Source organism: Stenoxybacter acetivorans DSM 19021, from assembly GCF_000745895.1.
In the GTDB taxonomy this organism is placed as follows: domain Bacteria; phylum Pseudomonadota; class Gammaproteobacteria; order Burkholderiales; family Neisseriaceae; genus Stenoxybacter; species Stenoxybacter acetivorans.
In genome coordinates this window covers 54103-80896 of sequence record NZ_KN050771.1, presented here as the reverse complement: position 1 = coordinate 80896, position 26794 = coordinate 54103, and the positions used below count along the sequence as shown (strand labels likewise).

The 26794-nt window shown below is 45.1% G+C and carries 31 protein-coding genes; 17 read left to right on the top strand and 14 right to left on the bottom strand.

All coding sequences use genetic code 11. From position 1 onward, the window contains the following. The 9 genes from Q384_RS13700 to Q384_RS11395 form a co-directional block, all read right to left on the bottom strand. The coding region (locus Q384_RS13700) for an alpha/beta hydrolase family protein (protein WP_037588301.1) at positions 1 to 441 on the bottom strand (441 nt) is incomplete at its 3' end. After that, positions 438 to 1025: a hypothetical protein gene (locus Q384_RS11420; RefSeq protein ID WP_037588298.1), complete on the bottom strand. Its 588-nt coding sequence runs from the start codon at positions 1023 to 1025 to the stop codon at positions 438 to 440. The genes Q384_RS11420 and Q384_RS13700, both read right to left, overlap by 4 nt. 3 nt (positions 1026 to 1028) lie before the next feature. Next, on the bottom strand, positions 1029 to 1193 hold the full coding sequence (locus Q384_RS13525; protein WP_156956566.1) for a hypothetical protein: 165 nt from the start codon (positions 1191 to 1193) through the stop codon (positions 1029 to 1031). Continuing rightward, positions 1190 to 1759: a hypothetical protein gene (locus Q384_RS11415; protein WP_037588296.1), complete on the bottom strand. Its 570-nt coding sequence runs from the start codon at positions 1757 to 1759 to the stop codon at positions 1190 to 1192. Before Q384_RS11415 ends, Q384_RS13525 begins: the two co-directional genes overlap by 4 nt. Positions 1760 to 2347: 588 nt before the next feature. Further along, on the bottom strand, positions 2348 to 3181 hold the full coding sequence (locus Q384_RS11410) for an urease accessory protein UreD (RefSeq protein WP_037588293.1): 834 nt from the start codon (positions 3179 to 3181) through the stop codon (positions 2348 to 2350). Continuing rightward, positions 3181 to 3816: an urease accessory protein UreG gene (gene ureG / locus Q384_RS11405; RefSeq protein ID WP_037588291.1), complete on the bottom strand. Its 636-nt coding sequence runs from the start codon at positions 3814 to 3816 to the stop codon at positions 3181 to 3183. Before ureG ends, Q384_RS11410 begins: the two co-directional genes overlap by 1 nt. Continuing rightward, positions 3789 to 3968, bottom strand: a complete 180-nt coding sequence (locus tag Q384_RS13520) for a hypothetical protein (RefSeq protein WP_156956565.1) — start codon at positions 3966 to 3968, stop codon at positions 3789 to 3791. Before Q384_RS13520 ends, ureG begins: the two co-directional genes overlap by 28 nt. Positions 3969 to 4015: 47 nt before the next feature. Next, a complete protein-coding gene (locus tag Q384_RS11400; RefSeq protein WP_037588285.1) occupies positions 4016 to 4693 on the bottom strand; it encodes a DUF502 domain-containing protein in 678 nt (225 codons plus the stop codon). 133 nt (positions 4694 to 4826) lie between these two features. Next, positions 4827 to 6611: a 2-isopropylmalate synthase gene (locus Q384_RS11395; protein ID WP_037588284.1), complete on the bottom strand. Its 1785-nt coding sequence runs from the start codon at positions 6609 to 6611 to the stop codon at positions 4827 to 4829. 437 nt (positions 6612 to 7048) lie between these two features. Between Q384_RS11395 and Q384_RS11390 the strand changes: the two genes are divergently transcribed. The 3 genes from Q384_RS11390 to Q384_RS11380 all read left to right on the top strand — a co-directional run bounded on the left by Q384_RS11390 (position 7049) and on the right by Q384_RS11380 (position 9682). Beyond that, positions 7049 to 8128 carry a hypothetical protein gene (locus tag Q384_RS11390; protein WP_037588283.1) on the top strand — a complete coding sequence of 360 codons (1080 nt, stop codon included), beginning with the start codon at positions 7049 to 7051 and terminating at the stop codon, positions 8126 to 8128. Between the two features lie 252 nt (positions 8129 to 8380). Beyond that, positions 8381 to 8983, top strand: coding sequence for a hypothetical protein (locus Q384_RS11385; protein WP_156956564.1), 603 nt, complete (start codon positions 8381 to 8383; stop codon positions 8981 to 8983). A 96-nt stretch (positions 8984 to 9079) separates the two neighbouring features. After that, positions 9080 to 9682, top strand: a complete 603-nt coding sequence (locus tag Q384_RS11380) for a hypothetical protein (RefSeq protein WP_037588278.1) — start codon at positions 9080 to 9082, stop codon at positions 9680 to 9682. A 122-nt stretch (positions 9683 to 9804) separates the two neighbouring features. Here Q384_RS11380 and moaA read toward each other — a convergent pair whose 3' ends face one another. Continuing rightward, the gene (moaA, locus tag Q384_RS11375) at positions 9805 to 10779 is read right to left on the bottom strand and encodes a GTP 3',8-cyclase MoaA (protein WP_037588276.1); all 975 of its coding nucleotides are present in this window, start codon (positions 10777 to 10779) and stop codon (positions 9805 to 9807) included. 276 nt (positions 10780 to 11055) lie between these two features. Here moaA and Q384_RS11370 point away from each other — a divergent pair, with 276 nt between their 5' ends. From Q384_RS11370 to Q384_RS11340, 8 genes are all read left to right on the top strand, one after another. Further along, positions 11056 to 11352, top strand: a complete 297-nt coding sequence (locus tag Q384_RS11370) for a BrnT family toxin (protein WP_037588274.1) — start codon at positions 11056 to 11058, stop codon at positions 11350 to 11352. Further along, positions 11330 to 11665: a BrnA antitoxin family protein gene (locus Q384_RS11365; RefSeq protein ID WP_037588273.1), complete on the top strand. Its 336-nt coding sequence runs from the start codon at positions 11330 to 11332 to the stop codon at positions 11663 to 11665. Before Q384_RS11370 ends, Q384_RS11365 begins: the two co-directional genes overlap by 23 nt. A gap of 99 nt (positions 11666 to 11764) precedes the next feature. After that, the gene (locus Q384_RS11360) at positions 11765 to 11974 is read left to right on the top strand and encodes an addiction module antidote protein (RefSeq protein ID WP_211251113.1); all 210 of its coding nucleotides are present in this window, start codon (positions 11765 to 11767) and stop codon (positions 11972 to 11974) included. Beyond that, a complete protein-coding gene (locus Q384_RS14560; RefSeq protein ID WP_425423493.1) occupies positions 11913 to 12053 on the top strand; it encodes a helix-turn-helix domain-containing protein in 141 nt (46 codons plus the stop codon). The genes Q384_RS11360 and Q384_RS14560 overlap by 62 nt, the downstream gene beginning before the upstream one ends. A gap of 341 nt (positions 12054 to 12394) precedes the next feature. Beyond that, positions 12395 to 12811, top strand: coding sequence for a gamma-butyrobetaine hydroxylase family protein (locus Q384_RS11355; RefSeq protein ID WP_051940968.1), 417 nt, complete (start codon positions 12395 to 12397; stop codon positions 12809 to 12811). A gap of 13 nt (positions 12812 to 12824) precedes the next feature. Further along, on the top strand, positions 12825 to 13562 hold the full coding sequence (gene ubiE / locus Q384_RS11350; protein WP_037588272.1) for a bifunctional demethylmenaquinone methyltransferase/2-methoxy-6-polyprenyl-1,4-benzoquinol methylase UbiE: 738 nt from the start codon (positions 12825 to 12827) through the stop codon (positions 13560 to 13562). A 220-nt stretch (positions 13563 to 13782) separates the two neighbouring features. Then, a complete protein-coding gene (glnA, locus tag Q384_RS11345) occupies positions 13783 to 15201 on the top strand; it encodes a type I glutamate--ammonia ligase (protein ID WP_037588270.1) in 1419 nt (472 codons plus the stop codon). A gap of 208 nt (positions 15202 to 15409) precedes the next feature. Beyond that, the gene (locus Q384_RS11340; protein ID WP_051940965.1) at positions 15410 to 15928 is read left to right on the top strand and encodes a calcium-binding protein; all 519 of its coding nucleotides are present in this window, start codon (positions 15410 to 15412) and stop codon (positions 15926 to 15928) included. Between the two features lie 225 nt (positions 15929 to 16153). Here Q384_RS11340 and recR read toward each other — a convergent pair whose 3' ends face one another. The 3 genes from recR to trxB form a co-directional block, all read right to left on the bottom strand. Next, positions 16154 to 16759 (bottom strand): recombination mediator RecR, encoded by a 606-nt coding sequence (recR, locus tag Q384_RS11335; RefSeq protein ID WP_037588269.1) that lies wholly within the window; start codon positions 16757 to 16759, stop codon positions 16154 to 16156. Continuing rightward, the gene (locus tag Q384_RS11330) at positions 16756 to 18786 is read right to left on the bottom strand and encodes a prolyl oligopeptidase family serine peptidase (protein ID WP_037588268.1); all 2031 of its coding nucleotides are present in this window, start codon (positions 18784 to 18786) and stop codon (positions 16756 to 16758) included. Before Q384_RS11330 ends, recR begins: the two co-directional genes overlap by 4 nt. Positions 18787 to 18985: 199 nt before the next feature. Then, a complete protein-coding gene (trxB, locus tag Q384_RS11325) occupies positions 18986 to 20011 on the bottom strand; it encodes a thioredoxin-disulfide reductase (RefSeq protein WP_084224480.1) in 1026 nt (341 codons plus the stop codon). Between the two features lie 263 nt (positions 20012 to 20274). Here trxB and typA point away from each other — a divergent pair, with 263 nt between their 5' ends. From typA to Q384_RS11295, 6 genes are all read left to right on the top strand, one after another. Further along, positions 20275 to 22089, top strand: coding sequence for a translational GTPase TypA (gene typA, locus Q384_RS11320; RefSeq protein WP_037588267.1), 1815 nt, complete (start codon positions 20275 to 20277; stop codon positions 22087 to 22089). Positions 22090 to 22313: 224 nt separating this feature from the next. Further along, positions 22314 to 23297, top strand: coding sequence for a thiamine-phosphate kinase (thiL, locus tag Q384_RS11315; RefSeq protein ID WP_037588266.1), 984 nt, complete (start codon positions 22314 to 22316; stop codon positions 23295 to 23297). Continuing rightward, positions 23290 to 23790, top strand: a complete 501-nt coding sequence (locus tag Q384_RS11310; RefSeq protein ID WP_245608553.1) for a phosphatidylglycerophosphatase A family protein — start codon at positions 23290 to 23292, stop codon at positions 23788 to 23790. The genes thiL and Q384_RS11310 overlap by 8 nt, the downstream gene beginning before the upstream one ends. A gap of 69 nt (positions 23791 to 23859) precedes the next feature. Beyond that, entirely contained in the window at positions 23860 to 24225 is a 366-nt protein-coding gene (gene apaG / locus Q384_RS11305) for a Co2+/Mg2+ efflux protein ApaG (protein WP_037588264.1), read from the top strand. A gap of 63 nt (positions 24226 to 24288) precedes the next feature. Further along, entirely contained in the window at positions 24289 to 24537 is a 249-nt protein-coding gene (locus Q384_RS11300; RefSeq protein WP_037588262.1) for a hypothetical protein, read from the top strand. A 265-nt stretch (positions 24538 to 24802) separates the two neighbouring features. Beyond that, positions 24803 to 25831 (top strand): ABC transporter substrate-binding protein, encoded by a 1029-nt coding sequence (locus Q384_RS11295; protein ID WP_037588259.1) that lies wholly within the window; start codon positions 24803 to 24805, stop codon positions 25829 to 25831. Between the two features lie 213 nt (positions 25832 to 26044). On the opposite strand, the gene Q384_RS11290 is transcribed toward Q384_RS11295, so the two are convergent. Beyond that, positions 26045 to 26719, bottom strand: a complete 675-nt coding sequence (locus tag Q384_RS11290) for a TetR family transcriptional regulator (RefSeq protein WP_051940962.1) — start codon at positions 26717 to 26719, stop codon at positions 26045 to 26047. Between the last annotated feature and the right edge of the window lie 75 nt (positions 26720 to 26794).

The following is a 26794-nucleotide window of genomic DNA, read 5'->3' as shown; positions in this document are numbered from 1 at the left end:
AAACCAAGTACCGACTGCCGCCGCCAGATAACCGCCGAGTGAATGCCCGCTCACAGTAAAACCGTTGTTTAAAGCACCGCTGTCAATCCAAGAGCGGACTTGTGTTTGGAGTTGAATAAATTGCGGACTTACATAAGAAGGAAAACCCAATGCCAAAATATAATCAGCATAGTAATCACCGGGGCTTTCCGAGCCGCGAATCGCCAAATGCCGTGTGCCTTGGGTGGATTCAAATACGGTTGCCGATACGCCCGATACGTCGGTATATTGGTCGATGACTTTCCAGGCATCCACAAAAGAATTTGCTTGGCGTTCGGTCATTTTTTCCTTTTTCAGGGCTTCGATATAAGGGTCTCTAGAAATACCAGATATCAAATTTTCCGCATAAGAAGCCAATGCCAACAAAGATTGTTGATAAATGGTTTGGATAGAATTATTCATTTTACTGCCTCCTTGATAAAAATTGATCGTTCAATACTACGATTAGGGCGATTTCCATAATTAGGATAATCAGGACAACTAAAACCATGTGAGTGCCACGGAACAGGAAATTCTCCATCAATACGGTAATAGCTAATAATTTCAGCGACTACTCTGTTGTCATTACGTGCTATTACGGTTGAGCTGCTTCTTTTTATGGTTGGGTTACCTTTTTTTATAGTTATATCTGTACCTGTATCTTCTGAAAAATAATTTGCCATTTGGTTATTACTATCTTTAGATTGTAAACCTTCTTCCATTAACTTATCATAATCTTCAGGCGATAACACAACCTTTTCGTAAACCTTAACACCGCCGTCAATCGCACATAATCGCTTTACTTCGGCATCGTAGTAATACACTCTTCCACCGCCGTACCAAAATGAAGCAGCAAGCCAAGTCAGAAAAATCAGCACAAAAAATAAATCAATCAAAAGTCGGCTTGTATTGGGTTTATTTTTACGCCATTTCAACCACAGCTTTCCTGTCCACTGGGTCAGCTTAAACCAAATAAAAGCAACAGCCATTAAATAAAATGCGCTCATAATTTAAATCCAATTTACATAAACAGGTTGCCTGAAAATATGAAAGCTCATTTTCATGCTTTCAGGCAGCCTGTCTGATAAAATTTGGCTAATCGAATACATTTTTTCTGAATAAGAAGCCAATGCCAACAAAGATTGTTGGTAAATGGTTTGAATAGAATTACTCATTTTACTGCCTCCTTGGTAAAGATTGATCGTTCAAGACTAAAATCAATGTAATTAGGGCAACTGAAACCATGTGTTTCCCATGGACCGGGAAACCCTCCGTCAAAGCGATAATAGCGAATAATTTCAGCAATTATTTTTTTATTATCTCGTTCCATTACTACATTTCTATCTCGTTTTATGGTTGGATTGCCATTTCTAATGATTGTATCTAGGCTTTTACCTCCCAGCTGATATGCTAAAAAATATTTATCTGATGGTGAAGAACCAAGACCGATTTTCATTAACTTATCATAATCTTCTGGTGATAAAACAACCTTTTCATAAACCTTAATGCCACCGTCAATGGCGCATAATCGCTTTACTTCGGCATTGTAGTAATGCACTCTTCCACCGCCATACCAAAACGAAGCGGTAAACCATGCCAGAAAAATCAGCATAAAAGACAAATCAATCAAAAGTCGGCTTGTATTGGGTTTATTTTTACGCCATTTCAGCCACAGCTTCCCTGTCCATTGGGTTAATTTAAACCAAATAAAAGCAACAGCCATTAAATAAAATGCACTCATCGTTTAAATCTCATCTACATAAACAGGTTGCCTGAAAGTGTGAAAGCCCTTTCTTATGCTTTCAGGCAGCTTGTCTGATAATTTAACCCATAATATCGGCAGCATTGCCCAACTCCCTCTCAGGATTTAACAGCAACAACCCAACAATTAAGTAAGCCAATTGGCTGGGTGCTGTTTTATACGTTGATTTTTATTACTCAGGCAGTATGCCGTTTTTTGCTTATTAAGCCATTTGCGAAAATATTTTCGGAAAAATGCTTTCGTAAACGGCTGTGTTTTAAACGCAAACAGGCTGCCTGCAAGCATGGAAACCCAGTCCCGTGCTTTCAGGCAGCCTGTTTAATAAATTTTGGTTCACCGAATACATTACCCAATCCTCAGCAGATACAGATAGATAACACGATGCCACTTAACATTTTTCGGCATATTACGCTTCTTTACTTTAAGTTTGCAACGCTGAAATTGGACTTTTACACAACCGTCAATTCAGACCTTTACCCTCACTCAAGACAACAAAAAGGCTGCCTGAAAGCAGCCTATCATTGCCGTATTGCCCACTGAATGCTTTTATCAGGTTTTCTTGTTGGTCTATACAGTATCTGCATCATGACGGCGAAGCCAAGCGGCTGCTTGTTCCAGCAGTTGCTGTAGTGTTTGTGCTTGCAAGGCTAAGGCGCGCAGGCACAGGGCATGGCTGCTTGCTTGGCTGACGCCCCATAAATAATCATGATGATGCTCTTGCCAATGCAGCAGCAATGCTTCATGCAGCCGATTTGCCAATTCGCGTATGTGTACGGCGTTGCAACCTGTGTGGACATAATACAAACATGCTTGATGGCTGAAGTGTTCCATTTGTCCGATAACATTCAGTGCCTGCTGCTGTGGCTGCCATTGTGTGTTGTCGGCAAGGATCAGCCGCTGATTATGGTGAATATGTACATGCGATGATAAATGGCGAAAGTGCCAGTATTCGCCGTTAAGCACGCGCCCGCAGGCGATGATTTCACCCAGCATCAGTATGCAGTTATCGGTTAAGGCTATTTCGGTGTTTTGTGTCAGTGCCGCATCGGTATGCAGTACCAGCGGGTGCGGCAGATAGTACAAACGGCTGCCTGAATCCAGTTGAATGTGGATATGCTGCTGCGCTTCGCCGCCGTTTGGCATGGCTTGTATGCGTGTGAATGCTTGTGTAAACAGCTTGAGCCGTGTGTCTGCTGTCAAGTGAATATCAATATTGATGGTGTCGCCCGCCAGCAGTCCGGGCGATGAACTCATTTGTATGGCAGCCAGTGTATCCCGTTCGCCGTTGATGTGGGTATTGGGCAGGGTGAGTATTTTGATTGGCGGGGTGTAAAAGCAGCTACCCAAAACGGTTTGACCCGCGGCATTGCGGCGTGTTGCCAGTGTTAAGCGGCTGTGCATCAGCGCACCAAATCTGCCGGTTCGGCAATATCTTCCATCAGTGCGTATTTTTTTATCCAGCCGATAACGGTATCTACGTTGTGCATGGTCATTAAATTGGTAAACACAAATGGCTGACCTTGACGCATGTGCTGTGCGTCGTGTGCCATGACCGCTAAACTTGCGCCTACGTGCGGTGCTAAATCAATTTTGTTGATCACCAATAAATCTGAACGGGTGATGCCGGGGCCGCCTTTGCGCGGAATTTTTTCACCTTGTGCCACGTCAATGACAAACAGGGTAATATCGGCTAAATCAGGGCTGAAAGTTGCCGATAAATTGTCGCCGCCGCTTTCGATAAAGATGATTTGTACATCGGGAAAACGTGCCGCCATTTCGTCCACTGCTTCCAGATTCATGCTGGCATCTTCCCGAATGGCGGTGTGCGGGCAGCCGCCGGTTTCTACGCCCATGATGCGCTCGGGCGGCAATAGGCTGTTGCGGGTGAGAAATTCAGCGTCTTCTTGGGTGTAGATGTCGTTGGTAATCACCGCGATGCTGTAGTCTTGCGCCATTTTGCGGGTGAGTTTTTCAATGAGCGCGGTTTTGCCCGAACCCACCGGTCCGGCTACGCCGATTTTGATGTAGTTGCGCATGTTGTTTGGGTTTCCTGTGTTTGCCAATTGTGTTCACGCATGATGCTGTTGATTGCTGAAAGTAACAGGCTGCCTGAATACAGCCAAACTATTTTCTTTTTCATCGTGTGGCAATCCGAAACAATCACGCTTTGTGCGGCAGAAATTGACATGAAAAGCGGTATTCATGTGCAGAAAATAATCGTTCAGCGACAACCATTTATTCAGGTTTAGCCAATTTAATCGGTGTGGATTCAGGCTGTACCATGCCCAAGGAAATGACGTATTTCAATGCCTCGTCCACGCTCATATTGAGCGGGCGAATATCGTTTTTATGTACCATAATATAGTAGCCGCCGGTTGGGTTGGGTGTGGTCGGCACATACACGGCAATGTATTCACCGTCGTTTTCAGCGGTGTTACTCGGGTGCAGGCTTTGCTGAATCACGGCGGGTGTTTTTCCGGAAACAAAAGCAACCGTCCAAATATTCGGCTGCGGAAACGGCACCAACACCGGTGTTTTAAATGATTGGCGTGAATCCGACAGCAGCGATTCCGACACTTTTTTCACGCCGGAATAAATGCTTTTTACCACGGGAATGCGCCCCCACAGCGCGTCCCACGCGGAAATAAATTTTCGCCCCAATACATTCGCTGCCAGTACGCCGGTAACAAGCAACACGATAACAGCGGCAAATACGCCCAACCCGGGAATTTTCACGCCAAGCCAGCTTTGCGGCTGCCAATGCTGCGGTAAAAAAGTAACCAATTGGTCGGCGGCACTGACGATGTAACCGATTACCCATAAAGTAACCATAATCGGCAGCCACACCAATACACCGGTGATTAAATAGGTTTTAATGGCTTTGCCGATACGGCTGCCTGAAGAAGATGCCATGCTTTTGCGTTCTGTTTTTGATGATTAAGTGAAGCACATTATAAAAGGTATGGGCTGCCTGAAACGGATAAATAAAATAAATGGCTTTTTCAGGCAGCCTGAAATGGATAAGCAAACGGTTTTTGAACTGGGCTTAAATTGTTCCCTGCGCTTTCATGCGCGGTCCTTCTGATAATTTATTTAATGCCGACAAATACGCTTTGGCACTGGCAACCAAAATATCGGTGTCCGCACCTTGCCCGCTCACCAATAAGCCTTGCCGTGCCAAGCGCACGGTTACTTCGCCTTGGCTTTCCGTTCCTGCCGTAATCGCGTTCACCGAATACAATTGCAAATCCGCCTTGCTTTTGGCTTCGTGTTCAATCGCTTTAAACACAGCGTCAACCGGTCCTGAACCATTGCTGATTGCGCGTTTTTCATCACCGTTGATGCTGAATACAATTTCTGCTTGCGGTGCTTCGCCGGTTTCGGAGCGCACACGTAAAGAGAGGTATTTATAGCGTTCCGGTGCGAGGTGAATCATTTCATCGGATACCAAGGCGTGTAAATCTTCATCGAAAATTTCACGTTTTTTATCGGCAAGTTCTTTAAAACGGGCAAAAGCGGCGTTTAAAGCCTCTTCACTGTCCAATTCAATGCCCAATTCCGTCAATTTGGCTCTAAATGCGCTGCGGCCGGACAATTTGCCTAAACTCAAACGGTTGCTGCTCCAGCCGACCGATTGCGCCGACATGATTTCATAGGTTTCACGGCATTTCAGCACCCCGTCTTGATGGATGCCCGATTCGTGTGCAAACGCATTTGCGCCGACAATGGCTTTGTTGGGTTGCACCGGATAGCCTGTGATGGTGGACACCAATTTTGAAGTCGGCACAATTTGGGTGGTGTCAATGCCGGTTTCCAAGCCGAATACATCGTGGCGGGTTTTGAGTGCCATAACAATTTCTTCCAAACTGGCGTTGCCCGCACGTTCACCCAAACCGTTGATTGTGCATTCCACTTGACGCGCACCGCCCATCACCGCCGCCAGCGAATTGCCGACAGCCAAACCCAAATCATTGTGGCAATGGGCAGACCAAATCACCTTATCGCTGTTTTGTGTTTTGGCAATCAGTTCACGAAAAAACACTTCGGCTTGGAACGGAATGGTGTAGCCGACAGTATCGGGAATATTAATGGTGGTTGCGCCCGCCGCAATCACTTCGCCGCAAATATCCGCCAGAAAATCAATGTCGCTGCGCAATGCGTCTTCGCAGGAAAATTCAATGTCATCGGTGTATTCTTTGGCAATGCGCACCGCTTTTACCGCGGCTTCTTTCACCTGCTGCGGCTTCATTTTGAGTTTATGTTCCATGTGCAAAGGGCTGGTGGCAATAAAGGTGTGGATACGTTTGTACGGTGCGGGTGAAACCGCTTCACCCGCGGCACGAACATCACGCTCGTTGGCGCGTGCCAATGAACACACGGTGGCGGTTTTGATGACTTGTGCAATGTGGTGAATCGCATCGAAGTCGCCGGGGCTGGCGGCGGCAAAACCCGCTTCAATCACATCAACGCCCAATTTTTCCAATTGGCGGGCAATGCGAATTTTTTCTTCTTTGGTCATCGCTGCTCCGGGCGATTGTTCACCGTCGCGCAGGGTGGTATCAAAAATGATAACGCGTTTATTGCCGCTCATTGGTTTTTCTCCGAAAAGGGGGTGATATTTCATAAAAGCATTTAAATCCAGCGGTTTTCCTTGAATTTCAGCCAAACTCACTAATTTTTCCAATTGATTTAAGGGCAAAGACGAACGGACGCGCCATTTGTAAATGGCTGCTGTACTTGCTGCATTGTCAGGAAAATGTTGTTTCAAGGCTTCAGCCAAGGCATTCACGCCGTCGAAATAGGCGATTAAACGTTTGATGTCCAGTTCCATAGCAAACCCTTTGTCCAAAATAGAATCGTTCAGCCAGCTTTCAGCACAGGCAATGATCGGATATTAGAGATAATTTGTCTAAAATACAAGAGGTGTTTGATAAGTTAAGACTATCGGTTCTGGTTTTTATACAAATCGTCTAATTTTATTTGTGAGAAAGTATTTTTTTGGCACGGTAAATAAACAGGCTGCCTGAAAAGTTTCAGGCAGCCTGTTTTGTGTTTGGCAGATATAAATACAACGATTTAATATAATCTAAAGGTTATTTTTACAGTTATCTGCTATTCCCATTTGAAGATAAATAATGATAATATTAAATACATATAACTATTAAATAACAATAATGTTTATTTGAAATAGTAACTTGATAGTATATTAAATATTATTTAATTTCTCAAATTAAATAATATTAACTTTATCACAAAAGGAGATAAAATATGGCAAATCCAAAAAGAGGAAAATTAGTAAGTATTATCTGGCGCGGTAATCTTGGCTCTTATACTTACCCGCCGAAAGAACTGCAAGGTTTAACACCTGAACAACATTGCCAAAAACAATACAGCCAAACAGGAGAAGGCTATTTTGAAAAGAAAAATGTTGGTGAAGATGTCTGTATGCTGAAAACAGGCGGTTATTTTTCAGAAACGAGGGATAAATATCTACCTGTATGGAGTTATTATTACGAAGTAATAGAAGATATTGTCTTAACACCACAAACAGTTGCAACAGTACCTGCCAACAGAAAAAGAACGACTATTGGTGTAGGGGAAGCAATTGATATATTATCTGATATCCCTGTTTATTGGGACATGTCTTCTGATTTGGTTGTACCCAATAAAGTCAAAACAACCGCACTTTCAAAAAGTATTCGATTAACCGCATTGGGAAAATCAGGCTCAGTGGTGATTAAAGCTAAAACAAAATATAAAGAAGCGTCGATCACGATCAAGATTATTGAGCCTACAGGTGTAAAATATGAATTAGATTACAAAGACGACAAACCAAGGATTTACCATCCTAAAGGCGGTTATGAATTAGTAGTTGGTTTACGAATTATTGTTCAACCTGTAACCGTTAATTTTGATGGCATTGTTTTTCAAGAATTAGACAGTGCCGCTGTCTGTTCGGGCGTTTTTAATGACGGAAAAGTACACTGCCATTTAGCGGATGGAGGAAAAGGCAAGGAGCCGGGAAAACAGTGCAATGGAGAAGGAACCATATTCCCTGTTATCAGTACAGGCTTTTTACTTAATAGAGTAAAAGGGTTTGATATGGTAGGCGGCGGAGAAAATGATCCAAATAAAATTAAAAACCTGCCAGCCAGCAGTGCAATGAAATTAAATATTGGGATAAGATGGAAATTATCAAAAAATACAGCTACATGGAAAAAATTTTCTCAACCCGTTAAGCAGGCTGTTATCTTGTACAAGAGCGGCAATATAACAGTATCAAAAGGAAACTATTCAAAAACATTAACCATCAATGATTCTTATCCAGATAAGAATGTTTTATGGTGAAAAATAGTATTTTTTGGAGAAGTCCATTAAAAAAAATAAACAGCCTCACCACAGGGTAGTGGGGTATCTTCTAAAATAATTTCAGTTGTAAATCATTATAGAAATTTTATATTTCGCTATTTTATATAGCGACTATAGGTATATACTTATTTTGGAATGATATGCTGTAGAGCAGAGGGGGAGCGACTAAAAGAGATTTAATTTGTTGAATCAATTTTTTTAAAAATAGTTTTATTTATTAAGGATTATATCATGCATCTTCGTCAATATTTAAAAAAATATTTTCTTGTTGTTTTTTTATTATTGCAGTCAAGCTATGTTTTTTCAGAGGTAATTCTTTATAATAGAAATGTTTTTCCTAAATCACTTTATCATAAATTACTTACTCCTAATTCTCTGCGTTCAAAATGTTTTTTATCTGATGAATTATCTTCGATGCCGTTTGATTACTATGCCAATAAGTTTACTGAAAATATGATTATTTTGCTTCGAGATAATCAACTGCTGGATAAACCAATAAAAATCGGTACGAGAGATAGATATAAAGAAGATATTATTTTGTTTGATATAGTGTCAAAAGGATATTCTTGTGAGGTTTTTTTTCAAGAAAATGAACAAGTTTTATTGGCTGCAATACAAGAAAATAAAGAAAATGAAAACAATTCACAATATAAATTTGATGTATTGTGGTATTTCTTAACAATAGAAAAAAATTTATATCCAGAAAAAGAGGGTTTAGAAAAAGGCAGTATTATTATCAACAGTGTTTTAAAAGATAACCCCAATCAAAGAGAAAATCTGCTGAACTATTTTTATAATTATTTTGAGGATAATTTTATCAAAAATGAAAAATAGTATTTTATGGGAAAATCTATGAAAAATCTTAATTTTTATATTGAATTAAATTTTTCTTAAAACAAATAATTTCAGTTATTAAATAAGGATTATATCATGTATCTTCGTCAATATTTAAAAAAATATTTGCTTATTACTTTTTTATTATTGCAGCAAAGCTATGTTTTTTCAGAGGTAGTTCTTTATAATAGTAATTTTTACCCTAAAGCACTTAATCCTAAATTACTTGATCCTAATTCTCTGCGTTCAAAATGTTTTTTATCTGATGAATTATCTTCGATGCCGTTTGATTACTATGCCAATAAATTTACTGAAAATATGATTATTTTGCTTCGAGATAATCAACTGTTGGATAAGCCAATAAAAATCGGTACGAAAGATAGAGATAAAGAAGACAATATTTTGTTTAATATGGTGTCAAAAGGATACTATTGTGAGGTTTTTTTTCAAGAAAATGAACAAATTTTATTGGTTGCAATACAAGAAAATAAAGAAAATAAAGACACTCCACAATATAGATCTTTTGATGTGTTGTGGTATTTCTTAACAATAGAGAAAAGTTTATATCCGAAAAAAGAGGGTTTAGAAAAAGGCAGTATTATTATCAATAGTATTTTAAAAGATAACCCCAATCAAAGAGAAAATCTGCTGAACTATTTTTATGATTATTTTGAAGATGATGGTTATTATACAGATTAAATATTTAATATCATAACTTCATTATTATTGATAATCATAGTATTACCTTGAAATATATAATATATTGTATAACATTCCGAGCAGTGCTGATATTCAGGTTGCCTAAAAATCCATACATGCGCTTAGCCGCCGGTTTTTGCCATAATGCGAACGATTTGTTCGGGCTTGTCGTTGAATTCGTGCTTCTCTGGCTTGAGGTTGATGGCTTGTTGAATGGCGTTTTCCAGTTCTGCGTCGCTGCACCGATCAGCCAAATACGGCTTAAGTGAAAAACTGTGGTCTTGTCCCAGACACAGAAATAAAGTGCCGTCTACGGATAAACGAACGCGGTTGCAGGTGTCGCAAAAGTGCTGGGAGCGGGGTGTGATTAGTCCCAAGGTAAAACTGCCGCTTTCATTTTCCCAGTATTTGGCAGGACCGCCGCCGTAAACTTTGCTGCTGCGCTGTAAACCGTACTTGGGTTTCAGGTTTTCAATCAATTGAATTAAATTAAAATAGTCCAATCTTTGGGCGTGGTTGCCCATAGGCATCACTTCAATTAAGCGCAAGATAAATTGTTGTTTGATGCAAAATGCAATCATGGCATCAATATCGTCAATATTGACACCGGGTAGCGGCACCATATTAATTTTAATGCGTTCAAAACCGGCGGCTTTGGCGGCATTCAAGCCCGCCATAACTTTATCAAAGCTGTCTTTTCCTGAAATTTGGCTCACACATTCGCGCCGCATTGAGTCCAAACTGACATTTAAGCGGTTTAAACCCGCGCGTTTTAATGGGTCTGCCAAACGGGTTAGCTGAGTGCCGTTGGTGGTGAGCGATAAATCATTGACGCCGGGCAGAGCCGCCAGACGGCTGACCAAGTCGGGCAGGTTTTTGCGCAGCAAGGGTTCACCGCCGGTGAGGCGAAAGCGCGATGTTCCCAGCCGTGCAAATGCCGCAACAATGCGTTCGATGTCGTCAAATGACAGCCAGTTTTCGGGCTTTTCAAATTCGGTGAAGCCCTGCGGAATGCAATAGGAACACCGCAAATCGCATTTGTCGGTAACCGATAAACGCAAATATTCGATGGGGCGGTTGAAGGAGTCGGTGAGCATGGCTGACAGCTGTTTTACGGAAAATCAATTATGAGTACAGGCTATCAGATTAAAGGCAGCCGCTCAATACGCTGTTTGACGGAAGAAACTAAGCCATTGTTATCAGTATGCGGGTCAGCCGTTTTGTATCGGTAGCGTTTCTGCTGAGTCTTTATAGGCTTTATCTCTTGGTTTGATTTAAGAATTTGATGTTACTTATAAAAAATAATAAAAGACCTATTGCAACAGCTAATGTATCTGCTATTATGTATATACATTTTAAAAATACAAATCTGTATGAAAATAAAGTTTGAATGGGACAGCAAAAAGGCAGCTCTGAATTTTAAAAAGCATGGAATTGGTTTTGAAACGGCTGCACGCGCTTTTTTAGATCCGCATGCACTGACCCGACAAGATCGTTTTGAAAACGGTGAATACCGTTGGCAAACAATAGCACTTATAAATGGGCATTTATTGCTGTTGGTTGCCCTCACCATACGAGATGCTGACGGCTTTGAAATTATCCGCATCATTTCGGCGCGAGAAGCCGATAAAAAAGAAAGGAAACGTTATGAGCAAAATTGTTCGCTATGAATTGGATTTAAACAATCCGCCGCCTTTGACCGAAGCACAAAAAGCAGAGATAAAAGCATTGTCTGAAAGAGCGGGTAATAAAATTGATTACAGCGATATTCCGCCGTTAGATGAAAGTTTTTGGGCTGAGGCTGTTCGAAATCCGTTCTACAAGCCGAAAAAAACATCAACCAGCTTGCGTTTAGATGCTGATGTTTTAGCATGGTTTAAAAGCCAAGGAAAAGGCTATCAAACCCGAATCAATAATGCTTTGCGCGATGTGATGTTGCAATCGTACGAAAAACAAGCGATGCAACAGCGAAAAGGGAAATAATCAACTGGTTGAGTGGGCAGTAGTTGATTTTGAACATCTTGAGCATCAATGGTTATTATTTGATTTTTACGGCACTGAAATTTTGTAAAAGTGAACAAGATGACTGAAAAACTAACCACATATGATCCTGCCGATGATTTAGACAGTGATGAAGCGGTTGCAATTTTTTTAACTGAAGCATTTTCTACTGAAGATGCTGCTTATATTGCGCACGCATTGGGTGTTGTTGCCCGTGCTAAAGGAATGAATGAAATCGCAAAAAAAAACAGGGCTTTCTCGCGAACAACTGTATCGCTCTTTCAGTGGTAAAGGCAATCCAACGCTCAAAAATACATTGGCAGTAATGAAAGCGTTGAATATCAAATTTCCACCTGCCGTACATGTCTGAAACCTTATGGGTTTAACACGCTGCCTGTTTGCATCTGCTGATTATCAGCCTTTGTCATCATGCCGTTTTTGCATCTGCCAAAAATTCTCTAAACGGGTCAAACGGCGAGCCGTTCTCAACACAGTTTGCGCATCGTTCAAGCGATATTTCTTTCAGACGCGCTGCCTGATTCAGAATAACAATACAGCCCTCAGCCATAATGGGCAGGCTATTTTTACCGACAGCGTTTCCGCCGCGAAATGTGCATCAGAACACTTACTCGGGTAGAATGGTACGCAAATAACCGTTTATCGGTTTTATCTGAATTGTATCGTGTATTTGCCTGAATGCTCCCTTGTGCTATGGATAAAAATCGTTTGCTGCCTGAAGAAATCCGTTTAACCACCAACCGCAAAGTGTTGCGGTTGAGTTATGGTGCGCGTGTTTATTCCTTAACGGCAGAATATTTGCGTGTTCATGTACCCAGTACCGAAATAAGCGGGCAGGGTGCGGCTCAGGAAGTGCTGCTGGCGGATAAGCGTGATGTTGTCATGAAAGAAGTACACCCCACAGGCAATTATGCTTTGGAAATTAACTTCAGCGATGGATACAACAGCGGTCTTTACGATTGGGAATACCTATATCGCTTGTCTGTTTTGCAGGAAATCTTATGGAAAGATTATCTGGATCGCTTAAAAGCCGCCGGCATCAGCCGCGGTGAGGCGAACAAGACAGTTAAAGTAAGCATTACCTCCATCACAAAATCTGAAAAATCATAACGGAAAACCCGCCATGAACGAACGCCAAACCCATTTCGGCTATCAAACCGTTGATGAACAAGAAAAAGCCGCTAAAGTGTCGGAAGTGTTTCATTCGGTTGCCAAAAATTACGACATCATGAACGATGTCATGTCTGTTGGCATGCACCGCATTTGGAAACATTTCACCATCAATACCGCGCCCTTACGAAAAGGCGACAAAGTATTGGATATTGCCGGCGGAACAGGCGATTTATCGCGCGGCTGGGCAAAACGCGTGGGCAAAAACGGCGAAGTGTGGCTCACCGACATCAATTCCTCCATGCTCACAGTTGGGCGCGACCGCTTAATCAATGACGGCGTTTTTTTACCTGTTGCTTTATGCGATGCCGAAAAACTGCCGTTTCCCGACAATTACTTCAACTTGGTGTCCGTGGCTTTCGGTTTGCGCAATATGACCCACAAAGATGCGGCGCTGAAAGAAATGTACCGCGTATTAAAACCGGGCGGCAGCTTGCTGGTGTTAGAATTTTCGCAAGTGAATCATCTGCTTGCACCGATGTATGATTTGTATTCATTCAAAGCCTTGCCGCTGATGGGCAAACTCATCGCCAAAGATGCCGACAGCTACCAATATTTGGCAGAATCCATTCGCATGCACCCCAATCAGGAAACCTTAAAACAAATGATGCTGGATGCGGGTTTTGATCGCGTGGATTATCACAATTTGAGCGCAGGCATTGTGGCGCTGCACAAAGGCGTGAAATTTTGAGCGGCGGAATAATGGCGGATTAACCCATTTAAACATCGTAAATTTTGATGTAAAAAGAGTTAAGCCGCATAAAATTTTTATTTTTCAGTAAGATAAATAATTGCTGCGAAAAGACATTGATTTTTTTACATTAGTATATTTTTTTTATGGTTTAATCGTGGCACAATTTGCAAAACTGATTTTAACAGTTAAACCTTAATCACCATACGGAGTCGAACTCATGTCCATTAAAAATGTAGTCAGCATGATCGAAGAGAATGAAGTACGCTTCATTGACTTGCGTTTTACCGATACCAAAGGCAAACAACAACACGTGTCTGTGCCGGCACATGTTTTATTGGAAGACCCGGAAGAATGGTTTGAAAACGGCCATGCTTTTGACGGTTCGTCCGTCGCTGGCTGGAAAGGCATTCAGGCTTCCGATATGCTGCTGAAAGCCGATCCGCAAACCGCTTATATTGATCCCTTTTACGATGATGCCACCTTGGTATTGGTGTGCGATGTCATTGATCCTGCCAATGGTCAAGGCTATGACCGCGATCCGCGCTCCATTGCCAAACGCGCCGAAGCCTATTTGAAATCATCGGGTGTTGGCGATACAGCCTATTTTGGTCCCGAGCCGGAATTTTTCATATTCGACGGCATTGAGTGGGAAACCGATATGAGCGGTACTCGCTACAAAATTCATTCAGAAGAAGCCGCTTGGTCCAGCGGCGAATCTTATGACGGTCAAAATACCGGCCATCGTCCGGTAGTAAAAGGCGGCTACTTTCCGGTTGCCCCCGTGGATTCAGGGCAAGACCTGCGCTCAGCCTGCGTGAATCTCTTAGAAGAAATCGGCATTCCGGTGGAAGTACACCACCACGAAGTGGCAACCGCCGGTCAAATGGAAATCGGCACTAAATTCAACACCTTGGTTCGCCGCGCAGACTGGACGATGGATTTGAAATACATCGTGCAAAACGTAGCACACAATTTCGGTAAAACCGCTACATTTATGCCCAAACCGATTATGGGCGACAACGGCTCAGGCATGCACGTTCACCAATCCATTTGGAAAGACGGCAAAAACCTGTTTGCTGGCGACGGCTATGCCGGGCTGTCTGAAACCGCGCTGTACTACATCGGCGGCATCATCAAACACGCAAAAGCCCTGAACGCGCTGACCAACCCGTCCACCAACTCCTACAAACGCCTTGTGCCGCATTTTGAAGCACCAACCAAACTGGCGTATTCCGCCAAAAACCGCTCTGCTTCCATTCGCATTCCGCACGTTGCCAGCAGCAAAGCCCGCCGCATTGAAGCCCGCTTCCCCGACCCAACGGCAAACCCCTACTTGGCATTTGCCGCTTTGTTAATGGCGGGCTTGGACGGCATTCAAAACAAAATCCACCCGGGCGACCCCACCGATAAAAATCTGTATGATTTGCCGCCGGAAGAAGACGCACAAGTGCCAACCGTATGCGCCTCTTTGGAAGAAGCCTTGGAAGCCTTAAAAGCCGATTATGAATTCTTAACGCGCGGCGGCGTATTCAGCCAAGATTGGATTGAAAGCTATATTGCGTTTAAAGAAGAAGACGTAAAACGCATGCGCATGGCACCGCACCCGCTGGAATTTGAAATGTACTACAGCCTGTAAGGCTGCCTGAAAGTTATTTGACATCAGTTTTCAGGAAGCTGGAGAAACCGCCGCTGGATTAAAAAAGCGGCGGTTTTTTTATTGGTTTTGTTGTAAGAAATCCCAGCGTTGTTTACAGCATTTTCCTAGAAATACTGTAAACAACGCTGGGAATTCTTACACTTAATCTGGTAAAAGTTACCACCACCCCACAAATGACTCCATCAATATGGCGTCATGGAATAATCAAGTCAATGTTTACGGCGGATTGGGCAACGACACCATTCAGACAGCCGATCAAGATGATTTATTGGACGGCGGTTTGGGAGACGATACCTTAACAGGCAATGGCGGCAATGATGTGTTAATCGGCGATGCGGGTAACGATAAACTTTACGGCAGAAATGGTGCGGACACCTTACTCGGCGGTGCTGGCAATGACTATTTAGAAGGTGCTTATCAGGGTGATACCTATCTGTTTGCCAAAGGGCACGGACAGGATAAGATTTTGGATAACAGCGGCGGCACTGCGGGTGATGATACCATTCGTTTTGAAGACGTGTTATTCGATGAAATCTTTTTGGAACGTGTCGGCAATGATTTAACGGTGTTGAATGGTCAAAACGGCGATAAATTAACGGTGCAGAATTCATTCAGCAATCCAAATTACCAAATCGAAATGTGGCAGTTTGCCGATAAAACGCTGGAAATGCAGCAGCTGCTGGCAAATGCGCATTGGGTGGCGTAGGTGCGGATAATCCAATAAGCCCCAATAAGCATCTATCAATAAAAAGGCTGCCTGAAGGTTTCAGGCAGCCTTTTTTGTTGGGCTGCGAGGTAATCAGGTAATGTTCGGGGAAAATGGTTTTTAAGCCGGAAATAATGAAGCAGTCAGCCCAAGATGCAGTTGAGAATATTTATATCGGTTGTGCCTAAGCAGTAGCTTGCTTTGGCGGAAATCGGTTGTTTTCCATTAGGTGTGATTGATTTGCCGCCGCTCATACACGGCTTGTGCCAATGTGCCTGAATCCACGTATTCCAATTCTGCACCCAAAGGCATTCCTCTGGATAATCTGCTGATTTTCAATGGAAACCTGCTCAATAGTTCTGCCAATACATACGCGGTGGCATCGCCTTCTGCGGTGAAATTGGTGGCGATAATGATTTCGGTGATGCGGCTGCTTTCCAAGCGTGCCAATAATTGATGCGGTGAAATATGGCTTAAGTCCATGCCTTGTGTCGGATTCACTTGCCCCATTAACACAAAATAAACGCCGTCATGACATCGGGCTTCTTCCATGCTTGCCACATCGGCGGGCATTTGCACAATCATTAAGCGTGTTTGATCGCGGTTTTCATCGGCACAAATGGCGCATAATTCTTCTTCACAAAGGGTATTGCAGCAGCGGCAATGATGAACGTGCTGCAAGGCATGTTGTATGGCGGCTGCCAATTCTGCCGCGTCGGCGCGATTGTGCTGCAAAAGCTGATACGCCATGCGCTGGGCGGTTTTGGGTCCGACATTGGGCAAGACTTTCAGTGCTTTAATCAGTCTGTCTAAGGCGTTTATTTTATTCATGATTTAAAATATTCCTGAGCCACTGTTTCGTATAAAAAACACAAAATCACTGCCAGTTCTTCGGCGGTTTCCCGCTGTGTTGCGCCGCCCTCGTGCCCGCCCTGCTGTGAGATAAACAAGCGCACAGGTTGCCTGAAAGCGGCAAGGCGGGCATAAAATTTGAGGGCGTGCGCGGGGTGAACGCGGTCATCATTCAGGTGTGTGCTGATGAATGCGGGCGGGTAATTTTGTTGTTCATTCAGCTGATGATACGGTGATAAAGCACGCAAAGCGATGTGGTCGGCATCGTTTTCGGGATTGCCGTATTCTTCGAGCCACAACGCGCCTGCCGATAAATACGGATAGCGCAGCATGTCGGTGAGCGGTACTTCGCACACCAGTGCCGCCATGCTTTTCGGTTCACGGCAAAAAGCCGATGCCGCCACCAAGCCGCCGTTGCTGCCGCCTTGAACGGCGGTGTGTGCCGCATCAGCTAGCCCGCGCTGTGCCAAGTCGTGCAGCACTGCGAGCAAATCGTCTGTGCTTTTGTATTTGTTTACGCCCTGTGCCGCCGTGTGCCACGCCGCACCCAATTCGCCGCCGCCGCGTACATTCGCCAGCACAAAAGCGAAGCCTTTTTCCAACCAATGTTTACCGAGCGCGCCCAAATAATGCGGCAATTGTGCTTCGGCAAAACCGCCGTACACGTAAACCAAAGTGGGTGTGCTGCTGCCTGTGTTTTTGCCGACGTGGTAATAGGGAATCAAAGTGCCGTCGGCAGAGGCTGCCTGAAATTGGTGAACGCTAATGCCGCCGGTATTGAATTGAGCACTTTGGCGGCGCATCACCGATAATTCCATTTGGCGCAAATCCAGTGTGTAGAGTGTTAACGGTGTTAGAAAATCACTCACTGCCAAATACACCACATCGCCGCCCCACGGCTGATCGGTGATTTCCAATACGCCGCGTGGCAGCGGCGGTGCGGCGGTTTCTTGCCAAATGCCGTGTTCAAAACGCCACAATTTCAGGCAGCTGTTTACGTGATCTAAAAAAACAATGATGATGAATTGGCGGCTGGTTTCCACGCATTCTATGGCTTGCCCGTCAAGCGGTTCAAATAAAACGGCGGCTTCGCCCAGCTTACCTTTATTCAGTTTGATTGCCAACAGGCTGCCTGAAAGCAAACGGCGGTGGCTGCGCTGCCAATCGCTTCTTAATTGCACCAGCAGCTGCCCCGCCAAAAAGCCGACAATATCGCAATCATTCGGCAGTGCCAGCGGGGATAGGCTGCCGTCTGCGGCTGCCTGAAAATACTGCTTGCTGAAAAATCCCGATGCCGCTTCGATAAAATCGGCGGGTGTGCCTTGTCCGTCCAAATACCGCCAAGCATTCACCATCATGCCTGAGGCGTCCATTTCGTAAACAGGCAAGGCTTCATCAAAATTCTGTCCGCGTGTTAACAGCCACACTTGGCGCGGGCAGCCCGCTTGGCTCAATTGCCGCTCGTCCCATGCAGGGCAAACCCACACGCTGTTTTCATCGCGCCAAGCAATGTGATTTTTACCCAAAGGGAAATGAAAGCCGCCGGCAACAATGTGTTTCTCACGCAAATCAAATTCCACGGTGTATGCCGCATCAGTGCCGCCGCTGCTTAAATTCAACAGGACACGGTGCGGTGCTTCTTCGTAGTGCGACACGCCCTGCAAATGCACATCATCGCCCAATATTTCATCAAAATCCACCACGGAAAACAAAATTTCCCATTCAGGCAGCCCGCTGCGATAGCCCGCGGCAGCGCAAACACGGTACACGCCTTTTGGGTAATCATCGCTTTGATAAAAATGATACATGCGGGCGCGGTGTTCTTGGCAGAATGGAATTTGCTTTTCGTCTTGCAATAAGGCGGTGATGTCGTCGGCGAGCCGCAAGCATGATTTGTCTGCCAAGTATTTTTGGGTTTCGGTTTGTGCATGGCTGATAACGGCTTGTGCCGCTGCGCTGTTGAGATTTTCCAAATCCCGATACGGGTCGTCGTTGTGGGTGAACATATTTCAGGCTGCCTGAAAAGCAATAAGGCAGATTAATTATCTGCCTTGTTGCTGATAGAACCAATAGAATCAAAAAAGAGATATTTTGCGCCATTGCGGCACGGCAATCCACCACTTATTCGTACATTTATCCGTAAACGTGTTCAAAAAATAAACCGCCACGCTGTTTACCGCGAGATTGATTTACATGAATTATTTTTTACGATAAGCCGTCTAAATACCGTTCTGCGTCCAAAGCGGCTTGGCAGCCGGATGCGGCACTGGTAATGGCTTGACGGTAAACCGAATCTTTAACATCGCCCGCTGCCCAAATGCCTTTAATGTTGGTTGCACCGCTGTTGCCGTTAATACCGCCCTGCGTGATTAAATAGCCTTTTGCGTCCATGTCGAGCTGACCTTTAAACAGCCCGGTATTGGGAGAATGGCCAATGGCAATAAACACGCCTTGCACCGCAATATCTTCTTTTTTGCCGTCATTAAATTTTAAACGAATGCCGGTAACGCCGTTGCTGTCGCCCAAAATATCTTCTAAGCTGCTGTTTAATTTTAAAGTAACTTTGCCTTCTTTTACGCGCTGCATCAGTTTATCCACCATGATTTTTTCAGCGCGGAAGCTGTCGCGGCGGTGAATTAAGGTAACGTGTTTGGCAATATTCGCCAAATACAAAGCCTCTTCCACGGCACTGTTGCCGCCGCCCACAACAGCTACATTTTGATTTTTATAGAAAAAACCGTCGCACGTGGCGCAAGCAGATACGCCGCGGCCGGAGAAAGTTTCTTCTCCGGGCAAGCCTAAATATTGTGCGGACGCACCGGTGGCAACAATCAAAGCATCGCAGGTGTATGCGCCGTCGTCGCCGATTAACATAAACGGGCGTTGCTGTAATTTGACGGCGTGAATGTGGTCAAACACCATATTTGTGCCAAAACGCTCGGCGTGGGCGGCAAAACGCGACATCAGGTCGGGACCTTGCACACCGTCAACATCTGCCGGCCAGTTATCGACTTCGGTGGTGGTCATCAGCTGCCCGCCTTGGGCAAAGCCGGTAATCAATGTGGGTTGTAAATTGGCGCGGGCGGCATACAAAGCCGCCGTGTATCCGGCAGGACCGCTGCCTAAAATAATCAATTTGCTGTGTTTTGCATTTGCTGGTGGCACTGCTTTTATTTCCTCTTCTTCTGCCGATTGAAATACGCCCTTAAAATAATCCAAAAAAGATTTCATGTTTATCCTTTGTTAATTGCGCAATGGCTGATTGCGTCGTGTTGTATGTGTTTTTTCAGCGCGATATTTCAGTAAAGTTTGTCATTTTAAATTGAAAACAGACAAATGCTGAAAATTTAACAATAAAAATTAGCAAACACCATTATTAAAAAATAATATTAAGAGCGGTTATTTTCAAAGGTAATTATTTTCAAGGTTAACAGATAAGGCTGCCTGAAGTGCTATAATGAACGGTTATTATCATTAAATACCCACACATTCTCATGAGCAAACCCATACGCAATATCGCCATCATCGCCCACGTCGATCACGGCAAAACCACGCTGGTAGACCAGTTGCTGCGCCAATCCGGCACGTTCCGCGCCAATCAGCACGTTGATGAGCGCGTCATGGACAGCAACGACTTAGAAAAAGAACGCGGCATCACCATTCTTGCCAAAAACACCGCTATTGAGTACGAAGGTTACCACATCAATATCGTGGATACGCCGGGACACGCCGATTTCGGCGGTGAAGTGGAGCGCGTATTGGGTATGGTCGATTGCGTATTATTGCTGGTGGACGCGCAGGAAGGTCCGATGCCGCAAACCCGTTTTGTTACCAAAAAAGCGTTGGGGCTGGGTTTAAAACCGATTGTGGTCATCAATAAAATTGATAAGCCCAGCGCACGCGCCGATTGGGTAATCGATCAAACGTTTGAATTGTTTGATAAACTGGGTGCAAGCGATGCGCAGTTGGATTTTCCGATTGTGTATGCCTCCGCGCTCTCGGGCTATGCCAAACTCGCACAAGATGACGACAACACCGATATGCGCGTGCTGTTTGAAACCATTTTAAAATACACTCCTGAGCCGTCAGGCAGTGCCGATGCCTCTTTGCAGCTGCAAATTTCACAATTGGATTACGACAGCTACACAGGCCGCTTGGGGGTTGGCCGTATTCTCAACGGCCGCATCAAACCGGGTCAAGTGGTGGCAGTAATGAACCACGAAAAACAAGTGGCACAAGGACGCATCAATCAATTGCTCGGTTTTCAAGGCTTGGATCGTATCCCGCTGGAAGAAGCACTCGCCGGCGACATTGTGATTATTTCGGGCATTGACGACATCGGCATCGGCATCACCATTTGCGACAGAGACAACCCGCAAGGTTTGCCTATGGTCAGCGTAGATGAACCCACGCTTACTATGGATTTTATGGTGAATACCAGCCCTTTGGCAGGCACTGAAGGCAAATTTGTTACCAGCCGCCAAGTGCGTGAGCGTTTACAAAAAGAATTGCTGACCAATGTTGCGCTGCGCGTGGAAGATACTGCTGATGCAGATGTTTTTCGTGTGTCCGGGCGCGGCGAACTGCATTTAACCATTTTGCTGGAAAACATGCGCCGCGAGGGCTATGAGTTGGCGGTGGGTAAGCCGCGCGTGGTCTATCGCGACATTAATGGGCAAAAATGTGAACCGTATGAAAACCTCACGGTTGATGTGGAAGACAATACCCAAGGCGCTGTCATGGAAGAATTGGGACGCCGCCGAGGAGAGCTCACCAACATGGAAAGCGACGGCAACGGCCGCACCCGTTTGGAATACCACATTCCCGCCCGCGGCTTGATTGGTTTTCAAGGTGAATTCATGACCTTAACCCGAGGCGTGGGTTTGATGAGCCACGTTTTTGACGATTACGCGCCGGTTAAACCCGATATGCCCGGCCGCCACAACGGCGTTTTGGTGTCTCAGGAAAACGGCGAAGCGGTGGCTTATGCTTTGTGGAATTTGGAAGACCGCGGCCGCATGTTTGTGTCGCCCGGTGATAAAATTTACGAAGGCATGATTATCGGTATTCACAGCCGCGACAATGATTTGGTGGTAAACCCACTCAAGGGCAAAAAACTCACCAACGTCCGCGCTTCCGGCACAGATGAAGCTGTGCGCCTCACCACGCCGATTAAGCTCACTTTGGAAAGTGCCGTGGAATTTATCGACGACGATGAATTGGTGGAAATTACGCCGCAATCCATTCGTTTGCGCAAACGTTATTTGAGTGAACAAGAACGGCGCAAGCACTTTAAAAAAATTGAGTAAACACCTTATTCAAATAACATCAGACTCTGCCATTTGCGCAGGGTCTTTTTTTAACTGCCGCAAGCTGCTGAATACCGATTTTTCCGTTACACTCTTTCGTTGGCAGTGCGCCATTGTTCAGGCTGCCTGAAAACATCGATATTGGCTGTCAATATTGTTAACAGGCACATCAGTTAAGAGACTGACCAAATTATTTTATTTGAAGTGTCATTTCAGGGTATTTTGTGAAAGAATTTGAATTTATCCGCCGCTACTTATCGGCGCAATCGTATCCCAATCAGGTATTATTGGGCGTGGGCGATGATGCGGCGATTATTCAGCCGACAGCAGGGCATGACTTACACGTAAGCAGTGATATGCTGCTTGCGGGCAGGCATTTTTTTGCCGATGTGTTGCCGCAGGATTTGGCGCACAAAGTACTGGCAGTGAATTTGTCGGATATGGCGGCAATGGGCGCAGTGCCGCGCTGGTTTACTTTAAGCATGGCGTTGCCTGTTTTGGACGAGGCGTGGTTAAATGCTTTCTTCGCTGATTTGTTTGCAATGGCGGCGGCATACGGCGTGAGTTTGATTGGCGGCGACACCGTGCGCGGCGATTGGGTATTTAACATCACCATTATGGGTGAAACACCGAGCGGACAAGCATTGCGCCGCAGCGGTGCACAAGCGGGCGATGATGTGTGGGTATCGGGAGAAATCGGTTCAGCCGCCGCCGCGCTGGCACATTTGCTGGGCGATGTTCGGCTGCCTGAAAACCTGTTTGCCGAATGTGAACATCGCCTGCTGCGCCCGACACCGCGCGTGGCTTTGGGGCAGCGATTACTCCATATCGCTTCGGCGGCACAGGATATTTCCGATGGCTTGGCGCAAGACTTACAGCATTTATTGCGTGCATCGCAGCTTGGTGCGGTGATTCAGGCAGCCCAAGTACCGCTTTTGCCTGCTTTGAAGCAATGGATGGTGCAGCAAAAAAACAGCACGGCATTGTTTGAACGGTTTTGTTTGAACGGCGGCGACGATTATGAGCTGGTGTTTACCGCTTCGCCGACCAAACGGGCGGCGGTGTCGGCAGCGGCGGCGTTGAGTGAAACGGCTGTCTGCCGCATCGGTACACTGGTTTCCAAGGTTTCCGAGCCGTCATTGATGCTTGAAAATGAGCAAAAACAAATAATTGCGTTTCAGCCACAAGGATTTGACCATTTTGTTTAATACACCACCGATTACCCCGACTTGGCGTTGGCTGTGCCGAAATCCGATTTGTTTTTTGGGCTTTGGTTTTGGCACAGGGCTGGCACCCAAAGCCCCCGGTACCTTCGGCACACTGCCCGCGCTGCCCTTGGCATGGCTGGTGTGGCAATGTCATTTTCCGTTTATGCTGAATGTGTTGATCGCGCTGCTACTGTGTGCGGTGGGTATTCCCATTTGCGGCTATACCGAGAAAATGCTGGGCAGACAAGATTATGGCGGCATTGTTTGGGACGAAATCGCTGCCATGTTTTTAATCTTAATGTTTATTCCTTTTGATTGGCTGTGGTGGTTGGCGGCATTTTTGCTGTTTCGTTTTTTTGATGCAGTGAAACCTTGGCCGATTCGTTGGTTTGATGCGCGTGTTCACGGCGGTTTTGGCATTATGTTAGATGATTGGATTGCCGCAGCATTCAGTTTATTGGTTTTATACTTGTTCTCGGGCGCATTCGCTTGATAATATACAAAATCGTCTGCTTTTCAGGCAGCCTTTAGCACAACTTTAAGAAAAATATTGGTTTAAATTATGGACATTGATATTCAAGTAGAAACCGAATTTTTACCCCAGCACAGCGACTTAATCCGCGATTACTACGCATTTGCGTATCACATTCGCATCACCAATAATGACGGTGAACCGGTAACATTGCGCAATCGCTATTGGGAAATCACCGATGCTTTGGGCAAACACGAAAGCGCGGGCGGTGTGGGCGTGGTGGGTGAACAGCCCACCTTGCAGCCGAGCGGAACATTTCGCTATACCAGCGGTGTTCGCCTAAACGCGCCTTGGGGAAAAATGAGCGGCAAATATGAGTTTGAAACCTTTAAAGGCGAACGCTTTTGGGCAGAAATTCCGCCTTTTGAATTGCGTACACCAAGGGTTTTGCAGTAACCGCTGAATAATGACGGCGCAGACAATGCGCTTGGTTTTATTACTTTTTAAAGAGATTGCATCATGATGAATATTCTGGTTCAGGCAACCAAAACGGTGGGTGTATTTGCGGCTTTGCTGTTTTTATCTGCTTGCGGCGTGGAAACCGCCGCGACTTCGGCGGGCGTGGCTAAAATGGAAGCAGATTCCGCTCAAAGAGCTGTGCGGCAAAAACAACAAATGGAAAAACAGCTGAATGAAGCGCAGCAAAAAATGGCATCGCAGCATCAGCAAATTGATGATTTAACCGGATCAGGCAAGACGGCACAGTAGTTTACTGTGCTGTGGTTTACTTGTCTCAGGCTGCCTGAAAAGTTTTTTGTACTATAAACATATTGCACCCCAAATTAAATATTGCGTTTTTGCGTCATGCGTCGTTGCAAATCGGTCAAATAGACGCCTATTTTCCTTCTTCGCACCTGACCTGACGCAAAAATCGCCTCACAATCTGACATAATATTTAATTGGGGGGGTGCAATAAAATTGTAGTCAAACTGATTTTGCCAACCGTATTTCACTCTTAAAGAGGACACACAGCATGAACTCAAGTCTTAAGTCAGTATTTACCCTCGGCGCAATGTCTGCCATTTTGGCGGCGTGTTCCCCGGCAGGACAAGAAAGCAGCACACCCGCCGCCTCCGGTGCAAGCAGTGCGCCTGTTGCTGCGCCTGCTGTCATGAAAAAAGTAGCGATTACCGCCATTGTGGAGCATCCGGCATTAGATGCTGTGCGCCAAGGCGTGATTGATGAATTGGCGGCAGAAGGCTTTAAAGAAGGCGAAAACCTGCAAATCGACTTTCAAAGCGCACAAGGCAACACGGCAACTGCGGGGCAAATTGCCAAAAAATTTGTCGGCGACAATCCCGATGTGATTGTGGCGATTGCCACGCCTTCCGCACAATCCGTGGTGGCGGCAACCAAAAATATTCCGGTGGTATTTTCGGCGATTACCGACCCGGTGGCGGCAAAATTGGTGAGTAGCTGGGAGCCGTCCGGCACCAATGTAACCGGCATTTCCGATGAATTGCCCTTGCAGCCGCAGATTGATTTGATGAAAAAAGTAGTGCCAACCTTAAAAAACGTGGGCTATGTTTACAGCCCGGGTGAAATCAATTCCACCATTGTGATGGATCAATTGAAGGAATTGTTGAAAGCACAAGGCATTGATTTGTTTTCTGTTCCCGCGCAGCGCACAACCGATGTTCCCACAGCTACCCGCAGTTTAAAAGGCAAAGTGGATTTGATTTATACCTCTTTGGACAACAACGTGGTTTCGGCGTATGAATCCATGTACAAAGTTGCGGTGGAAAACAAAATTCCTTTGATTGCGGCGGATACGGATTCTGTTGCCCGCGGTGCGGTGGCGGCTTTGGGCATCAATTATCATGATTTGGGCATGGAAACCGGCAAGGTGGTGGCGCGTATTCTGAACGGCGAAAAAGCGGGTGATATTGCACCAACGCGTGTGAATAAATTGGATTTGTATGTCAATAAAAAACACGCAGAGCAAGAGGGTGCTGTATTGTCTGATGAATTGCTGAAAGAAGCTGCTAAAGTAATGGAATGATTTTGATTGCTTGCGGTTGCTTTGGCTTTTCAGGCAGCCGCATAAAAAGCCGCGTTATGTGTATCGCATAATGCGGCTTTTATTTACTTTAGCAAGCAGCAATATTTCAGGTTGCCTGAAATATTGCCGCCGGGTCAAATTGGTTTGTTTTATGGCACGGCATCATTACAGGCGGGTATTTTGATTGAGAATGGCTGTATCCGCGCACCGATTTTATGCTGTTAACGGCGAATCATTTTGCTGTTCTGCCGGTGGTTTTTTGGCAAAATGAGGACTGCTGCGCAATGTGTCAATGGCAACGGCAATCAGACGTTCTGCCGCATCATCTAAATCAAATTGCTGTGGATTACTCAGCCAGACATCGGTTAAGCCCAGCATTAACGATTGAAAATACAATGCTGCTAAAGTAATGTCGGTGTTCTGTGGCAGGCTTTTTTGCTGCAAGCACAATTGAAAAACGGTTTGCAGGTGATCGTGCCATTCGCGGCGGTATTTTTGCAATAGCCGGGAAATGGTTTGGTTGTCGTCGGTGTATTCGCAGTTTAGTTGTATGACGTGAAAAAATTGATAATAAGCGCGGTCATGAGCCATTTGCTTAAATTTTTGGGCGGTGGTTTGTTGTAAAGTTGTCAAAGCATCAGTTGTTCCTGTGATGATGTCTTCATTGAGTTGTTTTTCACGAGTTCCGCTGAATTGCCGCTGAAACAGTGCGTCAAAAATGTCTTCTTTGTTTTTAAAATGCCAATACACCGCGCCGCGGGTCATGCCGGCGGTTTTGGCGATTTCTTGCAGACTCGCCCGTGCCACGCCGCGTTGATAAAACACTTCTAAGGCGGCATCAAGCAAGGATTCTCGGGTTTGCAGGGCTTCGGCTTTGGTTTTTCTCATAATATTGCGGCACAAAAAGGTTTTCAGGCAGCCTGATTGTTTTCAGGCGAGGTGTTAAAAAATGAGTGGAATGGT